Source organism: Acidihalobacter sp. (assembly GCF_037381185.1).
Taxonomy (GTDB): Bacteria; Pseudomonadota; Gammaproteobacteria; order DSM-5130; family Acidihalobacteraceae; genus Acidihalobacter_A.
On the sequence record NZ_JARRQY010000088.1, the window covers coordinates 1 to 12,645 of the forward strand.

Sequence of the window (12,645 nt, forward strand, 5' to 3'; positions counted from 1 at the left end):
CGCCTCACACCGTCACGCCTGCGCCACGGCCGACGCAATGGCGGCGCCCAGGCTCTGCGTTGTGCCCTGCCCGCCGACGTCCGGCGTCAGCGCCTGCGCATCGCCGCCGGCAAGCACCTTCTCGATCGCCTGCAGCAAGGCCGCGCCAGCCTCCGCATGTCCCAAGTGCTCGAGCATCATCGCGCCGCTCCAGATCTGGCCGATGGGGTTGGCGATGCCGCGTCCGGCGATGTCCGGCGCACTACCGTGCACCGGCTCGAACAGGCTGGGGAAGCGACCTTCCGGATTGATGTTGGCCGACGGCGCGATGCCGATGGTTCCCGTACAGGCCGGGCCGAGATCCGAGAGAATGTCACCGAACAGGTTGCTGGCCACTACCACGTCGAACCAGTCCGGGTGCAGCACGAAGTTGGCGGTCAGAATGTCGATGTGGAACTGGTCGACGGCGATGTCGGGATAGCTCGAGGCCATCGCCTTCACCCGCTCGTCCCAGTACGGCATGGTCACCGAGATGCCGTTGGACTTGGTGGCCGAAGTCAGCTTGCGGCGCGGGCGGGCGCTCGCCAGTTCGAAAGCGTACTTAAGCACACGATCGACGCCGATACGGGTCATCACCGTTTCCTGCATGACGGTCTCGCGCTCGGTACCCTCGAAGATCCTGCCGCCGATGCTGGAGTACTCGCCCTCGGTGTTCTCGCGCACCACGTAGAAATCGATGTCGCCCGGTCCGCGGTCGGCCAGGGGGCTGCGAATGCCCGGCATCGAACGGCAGGGCCGCAGATTGACGTACTGATCGAAGGCGCGGCGGAACTGCAGCAGCGAACCCCACAGCGACACGTGATCCGGCACCTTTTCCGGCCAGCCGACGGCGCCGAAGTAGATCGCATCGAAGGCCGACAGCGTCTCTAACCAGTCCTCCGGCAGCATGCGGCCATGCTGCAGGTAGTAGTCGCAGCTGGCGAAGTCGAAATGTTCGAAAGCCAGTTCGATGCCGAAACGCTCGGCGGTCGCCTGCAGCGCACGCAGGCCCTCGGGGACGACTTCGGTGCCGATGCCGTCGCCGGGAATAACGGCGATCCTATGTGTCATGGTTTACCTCATGAATGCGGTGAGATGGCGAAACACCTCGTCGGGCGCTTCTTCCGGAAGATAGTGGCCGCAGGGCAGCGCTTCGCCGCGTACGTCTTCGGCGACCGCGCGCCACTCGGCCAGCGGATCGAAACAGCGTTCGACGACGCCGTACTTTCCCCACAGCACCTCGAGCGGCATCGACAATCGGCGTCCCGCCGCGCGATCGGCGCGGTCATGCTCAAGGTCGATGCCGTTGGAAGCACGGTAGTCCTCGCACAGCGCATGCGCGGCTCCGGGCTGTGCCAGACAGCGCTGATACTCGGCGATGGCCGCCGGATCGAACGCGTCCATGCCCGCATGACGCCCGCCCATGGTGCGGGTGATGTAGGCCGCGGGCGAAGCCTCGATCAAGGTCTCGGGCAGCGGCGCCGGCTGGATCAGGAAGAACCAGTGGAAATACGCAGTGGCGAACGCGCGGTCGGTCTTCTCGTACATCGCCAGCGTCGGCGCGATGTCGAGCAGCATCAGCCTGCGCACCCGCTCCGGATGATCCATGCCCAAACGCTGCGCGACACGCCCGCCGCGGTCGTGCCCGCACAGGTAGAACGCATCGAAACCCAGCGCCGCCATGACCGCGATCTGATCGGCCGCCATCGCGCGCTTGCTGTAGTTGGCGTGATCGGGCTCTCCTGCCGGCTTGGACGAATCGCCGTAGCCGCGCAGGTCGGTGGCGACCACGCTGTAGCGCTCGGCCAGACGTCCGGCGAGACGGTGCCATATCACGTGCGTCTGCGGATGACCGTGCAGCAACAGCAACGGCGGTCCATCGCCGGCACGGCGGCCGTGGATGCGGATGCCGTCGTCGACATCGATGTCGAAACTTTCGAAGCCCTCGAACATGGTGGACATCATTTCGGTGCGAAGATTTTGTGACAGTCTAGACTGTCGTCCGATGAATATAATCGGAATCAAATACAAACCACTCTTTCCTTTTATTCCACAATAACCTCGACAGCATGAATCCTCTCGACGATCTAGGTTTCTTCCAGCAATTGGTGCGCGCCGGCAGCCTGACCGCCACGGCGAGGGAACTCGGCATCTCGCTGTCGGCGGTAAGCAAGCGCCTGCAGCGCCTGGAACGCAGGCTTGGCGTGGCACTGGCGATACGTACCACGCGCCGACTGACGCTGACGCCGGAAGGCGAACTCTACGCCGCCAGGGGCGCCTCCATCCTGGACGATCTTGGCGAACTCGAAGGCGCGCTGCTCTCGCGTCAGGACGCGCTTGCCGGCCGCCTGCGCGTCAACGCCACCTTCGGCTTCGGTCGCCGCCACGTGGCACCGCTGATATCGGCCTTCGCCCGGCAGCATCCCCGCCTCGAAATCCTGCTGGAACTCAGCAACTTTCCGCCCAACCTCGACGAACGCGGTTTCGATGTCGTCATCCGCATCGGCGAACCGCCGGACGCGCGCTGGATCGCGCGGCGCATTCTCGCCAACCGCCGCGTACTATGCGCCTCGCCGGGCTACCTGGAACAGGCGCCGCCCCTCGACGCTCCCGAAGAGTTGCAAAACCACCGCTGCCTAGTCGTACGCGAGAACGACAGCGACTACGCACTATGGCGTTTCGAAACGGCGGACGGTTCAGGGCGGGCAAGGACGATCCGCGTGGGCGGCCCACTGGCGAGCAACGACGCCGAAGCGGTCACCCGCTTCGCCCTCGACGGCCACGGCATCCTGTTGCGCTCCTGGTGGGACGTGCATGCCCACCTCGCCTCCGGCGAACTGGTACAGCTGCTGCCGCAATGGCGCGGCGTGCGCACGGATTTCCACGCGCTTTATCCGGGAGGAACGCACGCCAGCATGCGGGCGCGGCGTTTTGTCGATTTTCTGGAGTTGGAGATGCGGGGGCGGGTGCCGATGTTGGATGGGTGATTCGTTTCGGGTGCGATTTGAGGTGTGTCGGGTCTGTTGGTTATGCCGGTGAAGTCTTTTCCTGATTTTTAGCGCTGAGGCTGGTTCCGGGCGCGAATCAGCGTCTCCAGTTTTGATCCTGCTTGGGTGACGCGCCCGAGCCTCTTTCTTTGCATGCCCAAAGAAAGAGGCGAAAGAAAGGCACCCGAAAGGCCTTGTCCCTCCGGGCAAACCTCGAGCGCACGCCCCGGCACGGGGCACCGCAGGCACTTGCCCTCCTGGCAAAGCCTGCTCGGGCGGCGTCCAGCCGCCCGACCCCGTGCCGGGGCGCACGCTCGAGGCAAGGCCTAACGGGAAGCGGTAAGTCAAAACAGAACGCATCCCAACCGTCGAGCTACGAATCAGCCAATACAGAAAGATTCGCTTCGGACCCGCCCTGTTTTGACGTTTGATCCCCCCTGATCGCTTGCCTCGCGAACGTGCGCCTGGGCGGGGATGGCCGGCAGGACGCCGGCCAAGCAGCCCTTCGCAGGGAAGCGACGCACTCAAAGAAATCGGCTCGGGCGCGTCACCTCGGTCAATCAAAAGCACCGGCATCGAATCGCGCACGAAATGGGCCCTCGACACCTGAAAAATGGATAAAGAGTTTCAGTACACTGCCCCCCCAGCAAACCCAAAACCCAAACCTTGACCTGACGGTAACCGTCACCTGCATGCTGCGCCCTCCCGCAAACTGCAGAGGCATTACACATGCATGCACTCGACCACCTGTCCGACGACGAAATGCTCGCCGGATTTCTCGCCTATGAACTACCGCCATCCGCCTTCGACCACCACAGCCACCTACGTATTGCCTGGATACACCTGCAGCGTTATCCGCTGGATGAGGCCATCCAGCGCACCTGCGCCGGCATCGCCGGTTTCGCCGCACATCTCGGCGTCACGGAAAAATTCAATTGGACGTTGACCGAAGCGCTGGTCCGTCTCATGGCACATGCCGGCGCAGCGGATCCGGCGCTCGGCTGGAAGACCTTTCTGGATGCCAACTCCGAACTGCGGCAGGACACCAGAGGGGTCATCGCGCGCTACTATTCCGAAGAACGCCTAGCGCTGCCCGAAGCGCGTGCGCACTTCCTCGCCCCCGACAGAACGGCACTGCCCGCATGAAGCACCTGACGCTCGGCCAACTGGCGCGCAGCACCGGCCTCGCCCGCTCCTCACTGCTGCATTACGAGGCGCTGGGGCTGCTGCGCCCGGCCGGGCGCAGCGCCGGCGGCTACCGACTGTACGGCGACGAGGAAGTCGAACGCCTGCAGGCCATCCGCAGCTACCGCGAAGCCGGCCTGTCGCTCGCCGCCATCGGCGAACTGCTGGAGGAACACCCCGGCGGCACCGCACAGCTGCTCGAGCGGCAGCTGTTCGAACTCAACGCGGAGATCGCCCGCCTGCGCGCGCAGCAGAAACGCCTCGCCACATTGCTCGCGCAGCCGGAACTGCGCGACAGCCGCCGCCCGCGCGGAAAAGCCGAATGGGTCGAACTGCTGCGCAAGGCCGGCTTCGACGACGACGACATGCACCGCTGGCACGCCGAATTCGAGGCCGATGCTCCCGATACCCACGCCGCGTTTCTGCGCTCGCTCGGACTGTCGGAAGCGGAAATTTCGAAAATTCGTCACTGGTCGACTTCCGCGTAACGCTTTCGACTGCCTCATCGCCATCGTCCATGCCATGCCCGGTCCGTATACTGGCGCAAGCCGCTCGCCCCCCACCTCCGCTACGGAGACATCGTCATGGAAGATCAGTGGCTCGCCTGGGCCAAACGACTACAAAGCATCGCATCCACCGGCCTGCATTTCAGTGAGGAACAGTACGACCGCGAACGCTACGCGGAGGTCGCCGCCATCGCCAATGCCATGCTCGCCCGGCTCGGCAACGTACCGGTCGAGAGAATCCAGGGGTTGATCTCGGACTTCCCGCAAGACTATGCCACGCCGAAAATCGACGTGCGCGGTGCGGTGCTGGAGGAAGACAAGGTTCTGCTGGTACGCGAAGCCAGCGACGGCCTGTGGACGCTGCCCGGCGGCTATGCCGACGTCGGCCTCTCCGCAGGCGAAAACGTGGTCAAGGAAATATGGGAGGAGGCCACGCTCAAGGTGCGGGCCAGCGCTCTGTATGCCGTGCACCACAAGGCCAAACATGCCTACGATCCGGACGTGCGGGACTTCTACAAGCTGTTCTTTCTGTGCGAACGCCTCGACGACGCGTCGCCAGCCCCCGGCCCGGAAACCGTGGACGCCGGATTCTTCAGCCCCGACGCTCTGCCGCCGCTGTCGCGCGGACGCGTGGTGGAACGCGACATCCTCGCCGCCTTCGCGTTCCGGGATGGACCGGACAGGTCGGTTCAGTTCGACTGAATAGCCGTTTCACGATGGCCGCCACGCACCGCAACATCCCGCGCTGCGTTATCATGAGAACTCGCGGCTGTTGAATCTTCCGCAGCCCAGCATCCTTCGTCCCGTTCCGGGGCGTACGGATGTACGGCCCAGGCGCCCTGCCCCGTCCGATATCAGGTTCGTCCCCGGACAGAGCCGCACAAGCCGGTCATCCTCCCATTCACACGTGGACCCGACGTTGAACGAAACTCAGGCTGACTACTCCATCTACGACTCGCTTTACGAATCCGCCCGCAACCTGGGCTGGCCCGGCTGGGGCGGCGACGACCGCGTCGCCATGGGGCCGGAAAAGCTGAAATACATCCTGTCCAAGAGCTACGTTCCCAAGCGCGGACGGGCGCTGGAGCTGGGCTGCGGCGAGGGACATCTGTGCCGCCTGCTCGAAACGCGCGGTTTCGAAACCACCGGCGTCGACATCTCGGGCGTGGCCATCGGCTGGGCACAGGAAAAAACCGCCGAAACCAGCGCGGCCCGCTATGTGCGAGCCGACCTCTGCGCACCCGACGTGCTACCCGGCGAGCGCTTCGATCTCATCGTCGACGGCAACTGCCTGCATTGCATCATCGGCGAAGACCGCGTGCAGTTCCTGCACAACGCCCGCCGCCTGCTGGCCGACGACGGCGTCTTCTTCATCAGCAGCCTGTGCAGCAAGAACGGCAAGAACCGGATACTCATGCGCGACGCACGCCCCTACCGCCAGGTCCCCAGCGCCTGGAACCTGGAGCAGGAGATCGCCGCCGCCGGCTTCGAAATCCTCGACTGCGACATCCACATCCGCAGCGAACACAACCACATCAACCTGTTCGTGCGCGGCAAGCCGCAAACGGCATGAAGCTCGCCGCCCTGTCCGACGTTCACGGCAACGTGTACGCACTGCGGGCGGTACTCGCCGACGTGCGCCGGCGCGGCGCGGACACTTTGGTCAACCTCGGCGACATCCTCTATGGCCCCGTCGCCCCACGCGCCACCTACGACCTGCTCATGGAACAGGCGTTCGTAACCATCCGCGGCAATCAGGATCGCCAGATCTATGAAGCCGGCGAGGCCGAACTCGCCGCCAACCCCACCCTGCGGTTCGTGCGCGAAGACCTCGGGCGGGAACCGCAGGAGTGGATGCGTTCGCTACCGTTCGATGCGCGGCTCGACGAGGTACATCTGTGCCACGGCACGCCGGACGACGACCTCGTCTACCTGCTCGAGGACGTCGCCGACGGCCATCCACGGGTTCGCCCCGAAGCGGACATTCTGCGCTTGCTGAACGGCCTGAATGCACCGCTGATCCTCTGCGGGCACAGCCACACGCCGCGCACGGTGCAACTGGACAACGGACCGCTGATCGTCAACCCCGGCAGCGTCGGCCTGCCCGCCTACGCCGACGACGACCCCGTAAGACATGCCATGGAAACCTTCAGCCCGCATGCGTCTTATGCCGTGCTCGAACGAAGCGCACAGGGATGGACCGTAGAGCATGTCAAAGTACCCTACGACCACCATGCCGCCGCCCGGGATGCCGCTCGCCGCGGTCGCCCCGACTGGGTACATTGCCTTACGTCGGGCAGAGCGGTCTGAGGGACGAACGTGCCGTGCCTATGACCGCCCCCATGGAACCCGAAACCCCGCGCCTGCTCCTGCGCCAGTGGCGCGACGCGGATTTCGCGCCGTTCGCCGCATTGAACGCCGATCCGCGGGTGATGGAGTACTTTCCCGCTCCGCTGTCCCGCGCGGAGAGCGACGCCATGGCCGAGCGCTGCCTAGCCCTCATCGGGGAACGAGGCTGGGGCCTCTGGGCAGTCGAGACCAAACGCGAAAGCGCCTTTATCGGTTTCGTCGGGCTGAACGGCCCGGCTGATGAACTGCCGTTTTCCCCCTGCGTCGAGATCGCCTGGCGGCTCGGCTTCGAGCAGTGGGGCAAGGGCTATGCCAGCGAGGCCGCCCGTGCGGCCCTGCGCGTCGGCTTCGACAGCCTGCGCCTGGCGGAGATCGTCTCCTTCACTGCGCTGGACAATCTTCGCTCGCAGGCGGTCATGCAGCGCATCGGCATGCATGAAGCGTCGACCCGCTTCGATCATCCTCGTATCCCCGAAGGGAATCCGCTCAGGCGCCACTGCCTGTACCGGCTCGCGCGCACGGAATGGGCGAACGAGAACCGCGGAAACGCCCTCTAGCGAACGCACGACTGGCGATCCACAGGCGCATGTTGCAAGCTTGAAAGGCTGCTTACGCCAGGAGTCGAACCCGTGGGCCACAATATCGACCTGATTACCACGATCGCCGCCACATTCGGCCTGTCGCTGGTCATGGGCTTCATCGCTGTCCGCCTGAAACTGCCGGCACTGGTCGGCTATCTGATCGCCGGCGTGCTGATCGGCCCGGCAACCCCCGGTTACGTCGCCAACCTCGAACTGTCCGGCCAGTTGGCCGAGATCGGCATCATGTTGCTGATGTTCGGCGTCGGCCTGCACTTCTCTGTGCAGGACCTGCTGTCCGTGCGCCGCATCGCGCTGCCCGGCGCCATCGCCCAAATCGTGATCGCCACGCTGCTCGGCATGGGCATCAGCGCCTTATGGGGCTGGAATTTCGGCGCAGGCTTCGTATTCGGCCTGGCACTATCGGTCGCCAGCACCGTGGTGCTGCTGCGCACCATGGAGGACCGCGGCGCCCTCGACTCCATCGACGGCCGTATCGCAATCGGCTGGCTGGTGGTCGAGGATCTGGCCATGGTCGTGGTGCTGGTGCTGCTGCCCTCCTTCGCGGAATGGCAGAACAACACCGGAGGGACGCTCAGCACCTCGAGCCTGCTGACCACTCTCGCGATCACGCTCGGCCAGGTCGCGGTATTCGTCGCGCTCATGCTGATCGTCGGCCGCCGCGTGTTCCCCTGGCTGCTCTGGCAGGTGGCCCGTACCGGCTCGCGCGAGCTGTTCACGCTCTGCGTCATCGCCGCCGCCGTCGGCATCGCCTACGCCGCCTCGGAGCTTTTCGGCGTATCGTTCGCGCTCGGCGCCTTCTTTGCCGGCATGGTCATGCGTGAATCCGACCTCAGCCACCGCGCCGCCGACGAATCGCTGCCGCTGCGCGACGCCTTTTCGGTGCTGTTCTTCGCCTCGGTCGGCATGTTGTTCGATCCGCATCTGCTGCTGCAGGAACCGCTGAAGGTACTCGCGGTCGTCGCCATCATCATGTTCGGCAAGTCGCTGGCCGCCTTCTTCCTGGTGCTGCTGTTCCGCTACCCGCTGAACACCGCGCTCACGGTATCGGCCGGGCTGGCCCAGATCGGCGAGTTCTCGTTCATCCTGGCCAGCTTCGGCGTCTCGCTGAAACTGCTGCCCCTCGAGGGCCAGAACCTCATCCTGGCCGGCGCCCTGATTTCCATTGCGCTCAACCCGCTGCTGTTCCGCGCGGTCGATCCGCTGCAGGCCTGGATACGCAAACGCTCGGGGCGGGCGCGGCGGTTCGAGCGGACCGACGATCCGCTGGCCGTCCTGCCGATGGACGTCGACGAAAAGCGGCTCACGCAGCATGCCGTGATTGTCGGCTACGGCCGCGTCGGACGGCGCATCGGCGAAGCGCTGGCCGAACGCGGCATCTCGATCGTCGTCGCTGAACAGAACCGCGAGATCGTCGAGCAGCTGCGCACCGCCGGCGTGCCGGCCGTTTCCGGCGACGCCAGCGAGGCCGCGGTGCTGATACAGGCGCACATCGCCCGCGCCCGCATGCTGATCGTAGCCATCCCCGACGCGGTCGGGGTACGCAAAATGAGCGAAATCGCCAGGACGCTGAACCCGCGCGTCGAGATCATCGTGCGCACCCCCAGTGCCGAGGAAGCGGCGCTGCTGGAGAAGGATGGCCTCGGCAAGGCCTTCAGCGAACAGGACGAGCTGGCGCTGGGCATGAGCCGGCACGCCCTTGCCCAATTCGCCGGCAACGCAAACAGCTAGACACCAGATCCCGTCTCGCCCCTCCCGACTGTGCGGCCAGCGAGAGCGGGAGCCATCCGACCACAGCCTGCGACGCCCCATTTTCCAAGAGTACCGGACCACCCACCGGGAAACAGGCACGTTTCAAAATGATTGCGGTACAGAGAACCTCTGCTCCGACACGAGCGACGATGTCGGGAAAATTTACACTCGCCATTCTCATAAAACGAAAATACATTGATTTAGCTGATTTTTTATAACTTGGCCCCAATTATGCTTACATAAATCATGGTTTTATTGGGCGTTTAGATTCGAAAAGAACAATGCCATGAGCCAGATACACCGCAAACAAAGCACTCAGGGGACAACGCAATGACATATCCGAACAACAAACTCCGCACAGTCTTACTGGCTGGCACGGTGGGGCTAGCCTGTGTGGCGACTCAGGCCTGGGCCAATCCGATCAATACGGACTCGGCCTTCACGGCAAACACCTTGGCTCGAAATGACGACGGCAGCACCAGTCCGGTTTCGCTGGGGTTCACAGCCAATTTCTTCGGCACGACATATGTTCAAACCTACGTCAACAACAACGGCAACGTCACCTTCGGCAGCCCGCTGTCCACCTATACGCCGTTCGGCCTGACCACCAATCTCGGCGCCCCCATCATCGCGCCGTTCTTCGCCGACGTCGACACGAGTTCTGCCGGCTCGCCGGTCACCTACGGCACCGGCACGGTCAATGGCCGGTCGGCCTTCGGCGTCAACTGGATCAACGTCGATTATTACAATTCGTCGCCGAACCACACCAAGCGGGACAGTTTCCAGATGCTTCTGGTCGACCGCGCCGATACCGGTCTCGGCAACTTCGACATTCTGTTCAATTACGGACAGATTCAATGGGAAACCGGTGACGCCAGCGGCGGCAGCGGCGGCCTGGGCGGCAGTTGCGCAGTGGCGGGATACTCCAATGGCACGGGTGACGCGGGCACGTACTATCAGCTTCCGGGTTCCGGTGCGTGCGGAGCCTTCCTGGACGGCGGCCCCAATGCTCTGATAACCGCCACCAATGACGGCACCCCCGGTCAGCAGCTCTTCCAGGTTCGCAATGGCGCAGTGATCAATCCGGGTCCCGACGTTCCGGAGCCCTCCGAGCTATCGATCTTCGCCGTTGGCCTGATCGGTCTTGCCGGACTGGCAATACGCCGGCGGCGTAGCACGAAACTCTGAGGCTCTTTCGGGTTCTCCTGCCCGACAAGCAGCCCCTTGATCCGGACACAGAACCACGGCCGGCTGCGGTGCAGCCCGCCGTGGAAACCAGCAACCCAAATTCACATCACCGTTCCGAAATCGGCCGTTCGCGGTACGGTCAGTTCTTCAACCGCGTATCGCCGCGGGTAACGGTCTTCGACATGCTCAGCGCCGGATCGACCCATTCCGACCACTTGAAATTGGGAATGAGCTTGGCCTGATAACTGTCTTCCAGCGGATGCCAGAGGATGTCGTTGGCGTGCGCCCACTGGTAGTAGCGCATCAGGTCGACCTGATACGGCGTGGGATTGCCGCCGGCCTTCTTGACCACCGCCACCTGCGTATCCTCCAAATAGAGTAATGATGGCGTGGCTGTAGCGTTTGTCGCGGAAGTAGCCAGGTTGCCGTACTGCAGACCGGCTCCGGTGAGGAACGCAACGCCGTCGGACCAGCAGGACGAGGTACCGCTGATACCCCACAACACGCTGCGATCGATGATGCCATCGGGGAACAGGGTCTTGAGAACGCCACTCAGGCCGCGTTGGCGACGTGAATAGCGCCCTCGCAGTCGTGCCCGTGGCACTTGATCATGTCCTTGAGCGTGACCGGATAGGTGTACGGATAGTACCGGCCCTGAGTACCGCGCGTAGCCAACATCTCGAAGGTCGGTGCATACGGCTTGGCGAGCATCGGCGCATACCACGTCGGCGAACGGTCGGGCGCTTCGGCGCCGGTTTCGATGAAGATGTTCTTGTCTGCCTCAAAGGTCGGTTCGCCCGCCATAGCCGCCGCGCTACCCAGCAGCAGGAACACGGCGAACAGAATTCTTCCCACAAACACGTTCCCCTCTTGGATGTTCTTCGCCGCCTAACTATTTTCATAGTGCATGGCGGGGGAATAGAATGGGCGGCAGAACGCGCCGCTTGCGTTCGGTCAACTCGAACGCAATTCGGCGGCATGGCCTACTGGCAGGCGGCTGTTGTCCAGGCGAAAACGGCGGACGGAGGCATCGCACGGGAAAGTGCAGCATACGAAACCGAATCTCGCTTCTGCCGCGCCAACGTGCCGCATGGGTAGACGACAACGGTCGGCTAAAACGCCTGCGCCTTCTGCGGCGGCACGTATTGTCGGCGCGCCGCACGTACCTGATCGTGATGTCTCTCCGCCCAGGCCAGCAGTTCGTTCAACGGCTGCATGAAGGATTCGCCCAGAGCCGTGAGCGCGTAGTCCACGCGCGGCGGAATACTGGGGTAAACCGTACGCGACACCAGCCCGTCATGCTCCAGACGCCGCAGCGTCTGCGCGAGCATGCGCTGCGAGACGTCCGGGATCTGCGCCTTCAAGGCAGTAAAGCGCAGCATTCCGTGTCCCTTCAAGGTAATAAACATCACCAGCATGCTCCAGCGGTCGCCCATGCGATCCAGAACGTCGCGTATGGGGCAGCGATCCGCGTAGGGCGCTTTCGATTTGTGCAGATTCATGGCGCGATCGTTACCTCCATGTTACCGGCTGACTTTGCGTTCCCTTCTTGCACGGATCGGCAGCAGAAAAGAACATGTCGGAATACAGTATGGACCTGTTAGTCGGTACTCCTTCTATACCGATATATCCGTTCGGGACGCCATCGGGATGGAGGCCACTCTTCTCAGACTGGAAAGGCAATCGCCATGTCCGACATCCTCCTGGTCACCGGCGCCTCGGGGCATTTTGGCCGCCGCGTGCTCGACCATCTCATGAACATCCTGGACGTTTCGCCCGAGCGCATCGTCGCCACCACCCGCAAACCGGCGGGCTTGACCGACCTGGCGCTGGGCATGAGCCGGCACGCCCTGGACCGGCTGACCGGCCAAACGAATTCATGAGACGGACTTGGAACCCGATGTCAGATGAACCCATACCAATGCGGCGCTGCATGGAAGCGCACAACCCGGCTTATACCCTTTTGACTATTTTAGAAACCTAGGCTTTTTATAAGCCGTCAAAGTTTGTGAGTTCTTCTCCAACACAAGTTCGGAAAACGCCTGTGCGGCGGGACTGAGT

15 protein-coding genes are annotated in these 12,645 nt (G+C 63.6%); 10 read left to right on the forward strand and 5 right to left on the reverse strand.

Translation table 11 applies throughout. The features are described 5' to 3' along the window. Nucleotides 1-12: 12 nt before the first annotated feature. Both P8014_RS19580 and P8014_RS19585 read right to left on the reverse strand, forming a co-directional pair. The gene (locus P8014_RS19580; RefSeq protein WP_337819014.1) at nucleotides 13-1,089 is read right to left on the reverse strand and encodes a tartrate dehydrogenase; all 1,077 of its coding nucleotides are present in this window, start codon (nucleotides 1,087-1,089) and stop codon (nucleotides 13-15) included. A 3-nt stretch (nucleotides 1,090-1,092) separates the two neighbouring features. Then, nucleotides 1,093-1,971 (reverse strand): alpha/beta hydrolase, encoded by an 879-nt coding sequence (locus P8014_RS19585; protein WP_337819015.1) that lies wholly within the window; start codon nucleotides 1,969-1,971, stop codon nucleotides 1,093-1,095. Nucleotides 1,972-2,087: 116 nt separating this feature from the next. On the opposite strand from P8014_RS19585, the gene P8014_RS19590 reads away from it, so the two are divergent. The 9 genes from P8014_RS19590 (at nucleotide 2,088) to P8014_RS19630 (ending at nucleotide 10,584) form a co-directional block, all read left to right on the forward strand. Beyond that, on the forward strand, nucleotides 2,088-3,005 hold the full coding sequence (locus tag P8014_RS19590) for a LysR family transcriptional regulator (protein ID WP_337819016.1): 918 nt from the start codon (nucleotides 2,088-2,090) through the stop codon (nucleotides 3,003-3,005). Between the two features lie 729 nt (nucleotides 3,006-3,734). After that, on the forward strand, nucleotides 3,735-4,151 hold the full coding sequence (locus tag P8014_RS19595) for a hypothetical protein (RefSeq protein WP_337819017.1): 417 nt from the start codon (nucleotides 3,735-3,737) through the stop codon (nucleotides 4,149-4,151). Further along, nucleotides 4,148-4,678, forward strand: coding sequence for a MerR family transcriptional regulator (locus tag P8014_RS19600; protein ID WP_337819018.1), 531 nt, complete (start codon nucleotides 4,148-4,150; stop codon nucleotides 4,676-4,678). Before P8014_RS19595 ends, P8014_RS19600 begins: the two co-directional genes overlap by 4 nt. 96 nt (nucleotides 4,679-4,774) lie before the next feature. After that, the gene (locus tag P8014_RS19605; RefSeq protein WP_337819019.1) at nucleotides 4,775-5,398 is read left to right on the forward strand and encodes an NUDIX hydrolase; all 624 of its coding nucleotides are present in this window, start codon (nucleotides 4,775-4,777) and stop codon (nucleotides 5,396-5,398) included. A gap of 217 nt (nucleotides 5,399-5,615) precedes the next feature. Then, nucleotides 5,616-6,269 (forward strand): class I SAM-dependent methyltransferase, encoded by a 654-nt coding sequence (locus P8014_RS19610; RefSeq protein WP_337819020.1) that lies wholly within the window; start codon nucleotides 5,616-5,618, stop codon nucleotides 6,267-6,269. Beyond that, on the forward strand, nucleotides 6,266-7,006 hold the full coding sequence (locus tag P8014_RS19615; RefSeq protein ID WP_337819021.1) for a metallophosphoesterase family protein: 741 nt from the start codon (nucleotides 6,266-6,268) through the stop codon (nucleotides 7,004-7,006). Before P8014_RS19610 ends, P8014_RS19615 begins: the two co-directional genes overlap by 4 nt. Before the next feature lie 32 nt (nucleotides 7,007-7,038). Continuing rightward, nucleotides 7,039-7,602: a GNAT family N-acetyltransferase gene (locus P8014_RS19620; RefSeq protein ID WP_337819022.1), complete on the forward strand. Its 564-nt coding sequence runs from the start codon at nucleotides 7,039-7,041 to the stop codon at nucleotides 7,600-7,602. A gap of 72 nt (nucleotides 7,603-7,674) precedes the next feature. Continuing rightward, a complete protein-coding gene (ybaL, locus tag P8014_RS19625) occupies nucleotides 7,675-9,375 on the forward strand; it encodes a YbaL family putative K(+) efflux transporter (protein ID WP_337819023.1) in 1,701 nt (566 codons plus the stop codon). 351 nt (nucleotides 9,376-9,726) lie between these two features. After that, nucleotides 9,727-10,584 (forward strand): nidogen-like domain-containing protein, encoded by an 858-nt coding sequence (locus tag P8014_RS19630; protein WP_337819024.1) that lies wholly within the window; start codon nucleotides 9,727-9,729, stop codon nucleotides 10,582-10,584. Nucleotides 10,585-10,723: 139 nt separating this feature from the next. On the opposite strand, the gene P8014_RS19635 is transcribed toward P8014_RS19630, so the two are convergent. The 3 genes from P8014_RS19635 to P8014_RS19645 all read right to left on the reverse strand — a co-directional run bounded on the left by P8014_RS19635 (nucleotide 10,724) and on the right by P8014_RS19645 (nucleotide 12,086). Continuing rightward, nucleotides 10,724-11,188: a hypothetical protein gene (locus tag P8014_RS19635; RefSeq protein ID WP_337819025.1), complete on the reverse strand. Its 465-nt coding sequence runs from the start codon at nucleotides 11,186-11,188 to the stop codon at nucleotides 10,724-10,726. Beyond that, nucleotides 11,137-11,445 carry a hypothetical protein gene (locus P8014_RS19640; protein ID WP_337819026.1) on the reverse strand — a complete coding sequence of 103 codons (309 nt, stop codon included), beginning with the start codon at nucleotides 11,443-11,445 and terminating at the stop codon, nucleotides 11,137-11,139. The genes P8014_RS19635 and P8014_RS19640 overlap by 52 nt, the downstream gene beginning before the upstream one ends. A gap of 251 nt (nucleotides 11,446-11,696) precedes the next feature. Continuing rightward, a complete protein-coding gene (locus P8014_RS19645; RefSeq protein ID WP_337819027.1) occupies nucleotides 11,697-12,086 on the reverse strand; it encodes a helix-turn-helix domain-containing protein in 390 nt (129 codons plus the stop codon). A gap of 186 nt (nucleotides 12,087-12,272) precedes the next feature. Here P8014_RS19645 and P8014_RS19650 point away from each other — a divergent pair, with 186 nt between their 5' ends. Beyond that, complete coding sequence (locus tag P8014_RS19650; RefSeq protein WP_337819028.1) at nucleotides 12,273-12,467, forward strand: hypothetical protein; 195 nt, start codon at nucleotides 12,273-12,275, stop codon at nucleotides 12,465-12,467. Nucleotides 12,468-12,645: the final 178 nt, after the last annotated feature.

Coding starts and splice junctions, on each gene's coding strand:
- P8014_RS19580 (WP_337819014.1), bottom strand. CDS start 1,089: ATGACACATAGGATCGCCGTTATTCCCGGCGACGGCATCGGCACCGAA.
- P8014_RS19585 (WP_337819015.1), bottom strand. CDS start 1,971: ATGTTCGAGGGCTTCGAAAGTTTCGACATCGATGTCGACGACGGCATC.
- P8014_RS19590 (WP_337819016.1), top strand. CDS start 2,088: ATGAATCCTCTCGACGATCTAGGTTTCTTCCAGCAATTGGTGCGCGCC.
- P8014_RS19595 (WP_337819017.1), top strand. CDS start 3,735: ATGCATGCACTCGACCACCTGTCCGACGACGAAATGCTCGCCGGATTT.
- P8014_RS19600 (WP_337819018.1), top strand. CDS start 4,148: ATGAAGCACCTGACGCTCGGCCAACTGGCGCGCAGCACCGGCCTCGCC.
- P8014_RS19605 (WP_337819019.1), top strand. CDS start 4,775: ATGGAAGATCAGTGGCTCGCCTGGGCCAAACGACTACAAAGCATCGCA.
- P8014_RS19615 (WP_337819021.1), top strand. CDS start 6,266: ATGAAGCTCGCCGCCCTGTCCGACGTTCACGGCAACGTGTACGCACTG.
- P8014_RS19620 (WP_337819022.1), top strand. CDS start 7,039: ATGGAACCCGAAACCCCGCGCCTGCTCCTGCGCCAGTGGCGCGACGCG.
- P8014_RS19630 (WP_337819024.1), top strand. CDS start 9,727: ATGACATATCCGAACAACAAACTCCGCACAGTCTTACTGGCTGGCACG.
- P8014_RS19645 (WP_337819027.1), bottom strand. CDS start 12,086: ATGAATCTGCACAAATCGAAAGCGCCCTACGCGGATCGCTGCCCCATA.
- P8014_RS19650 (WP_337819028.1), top strand. CDS start 12,273: ATGTCCGACATCCTCCTGGTCACCGGCGCCTCGGGGCATTTTGGCCGC.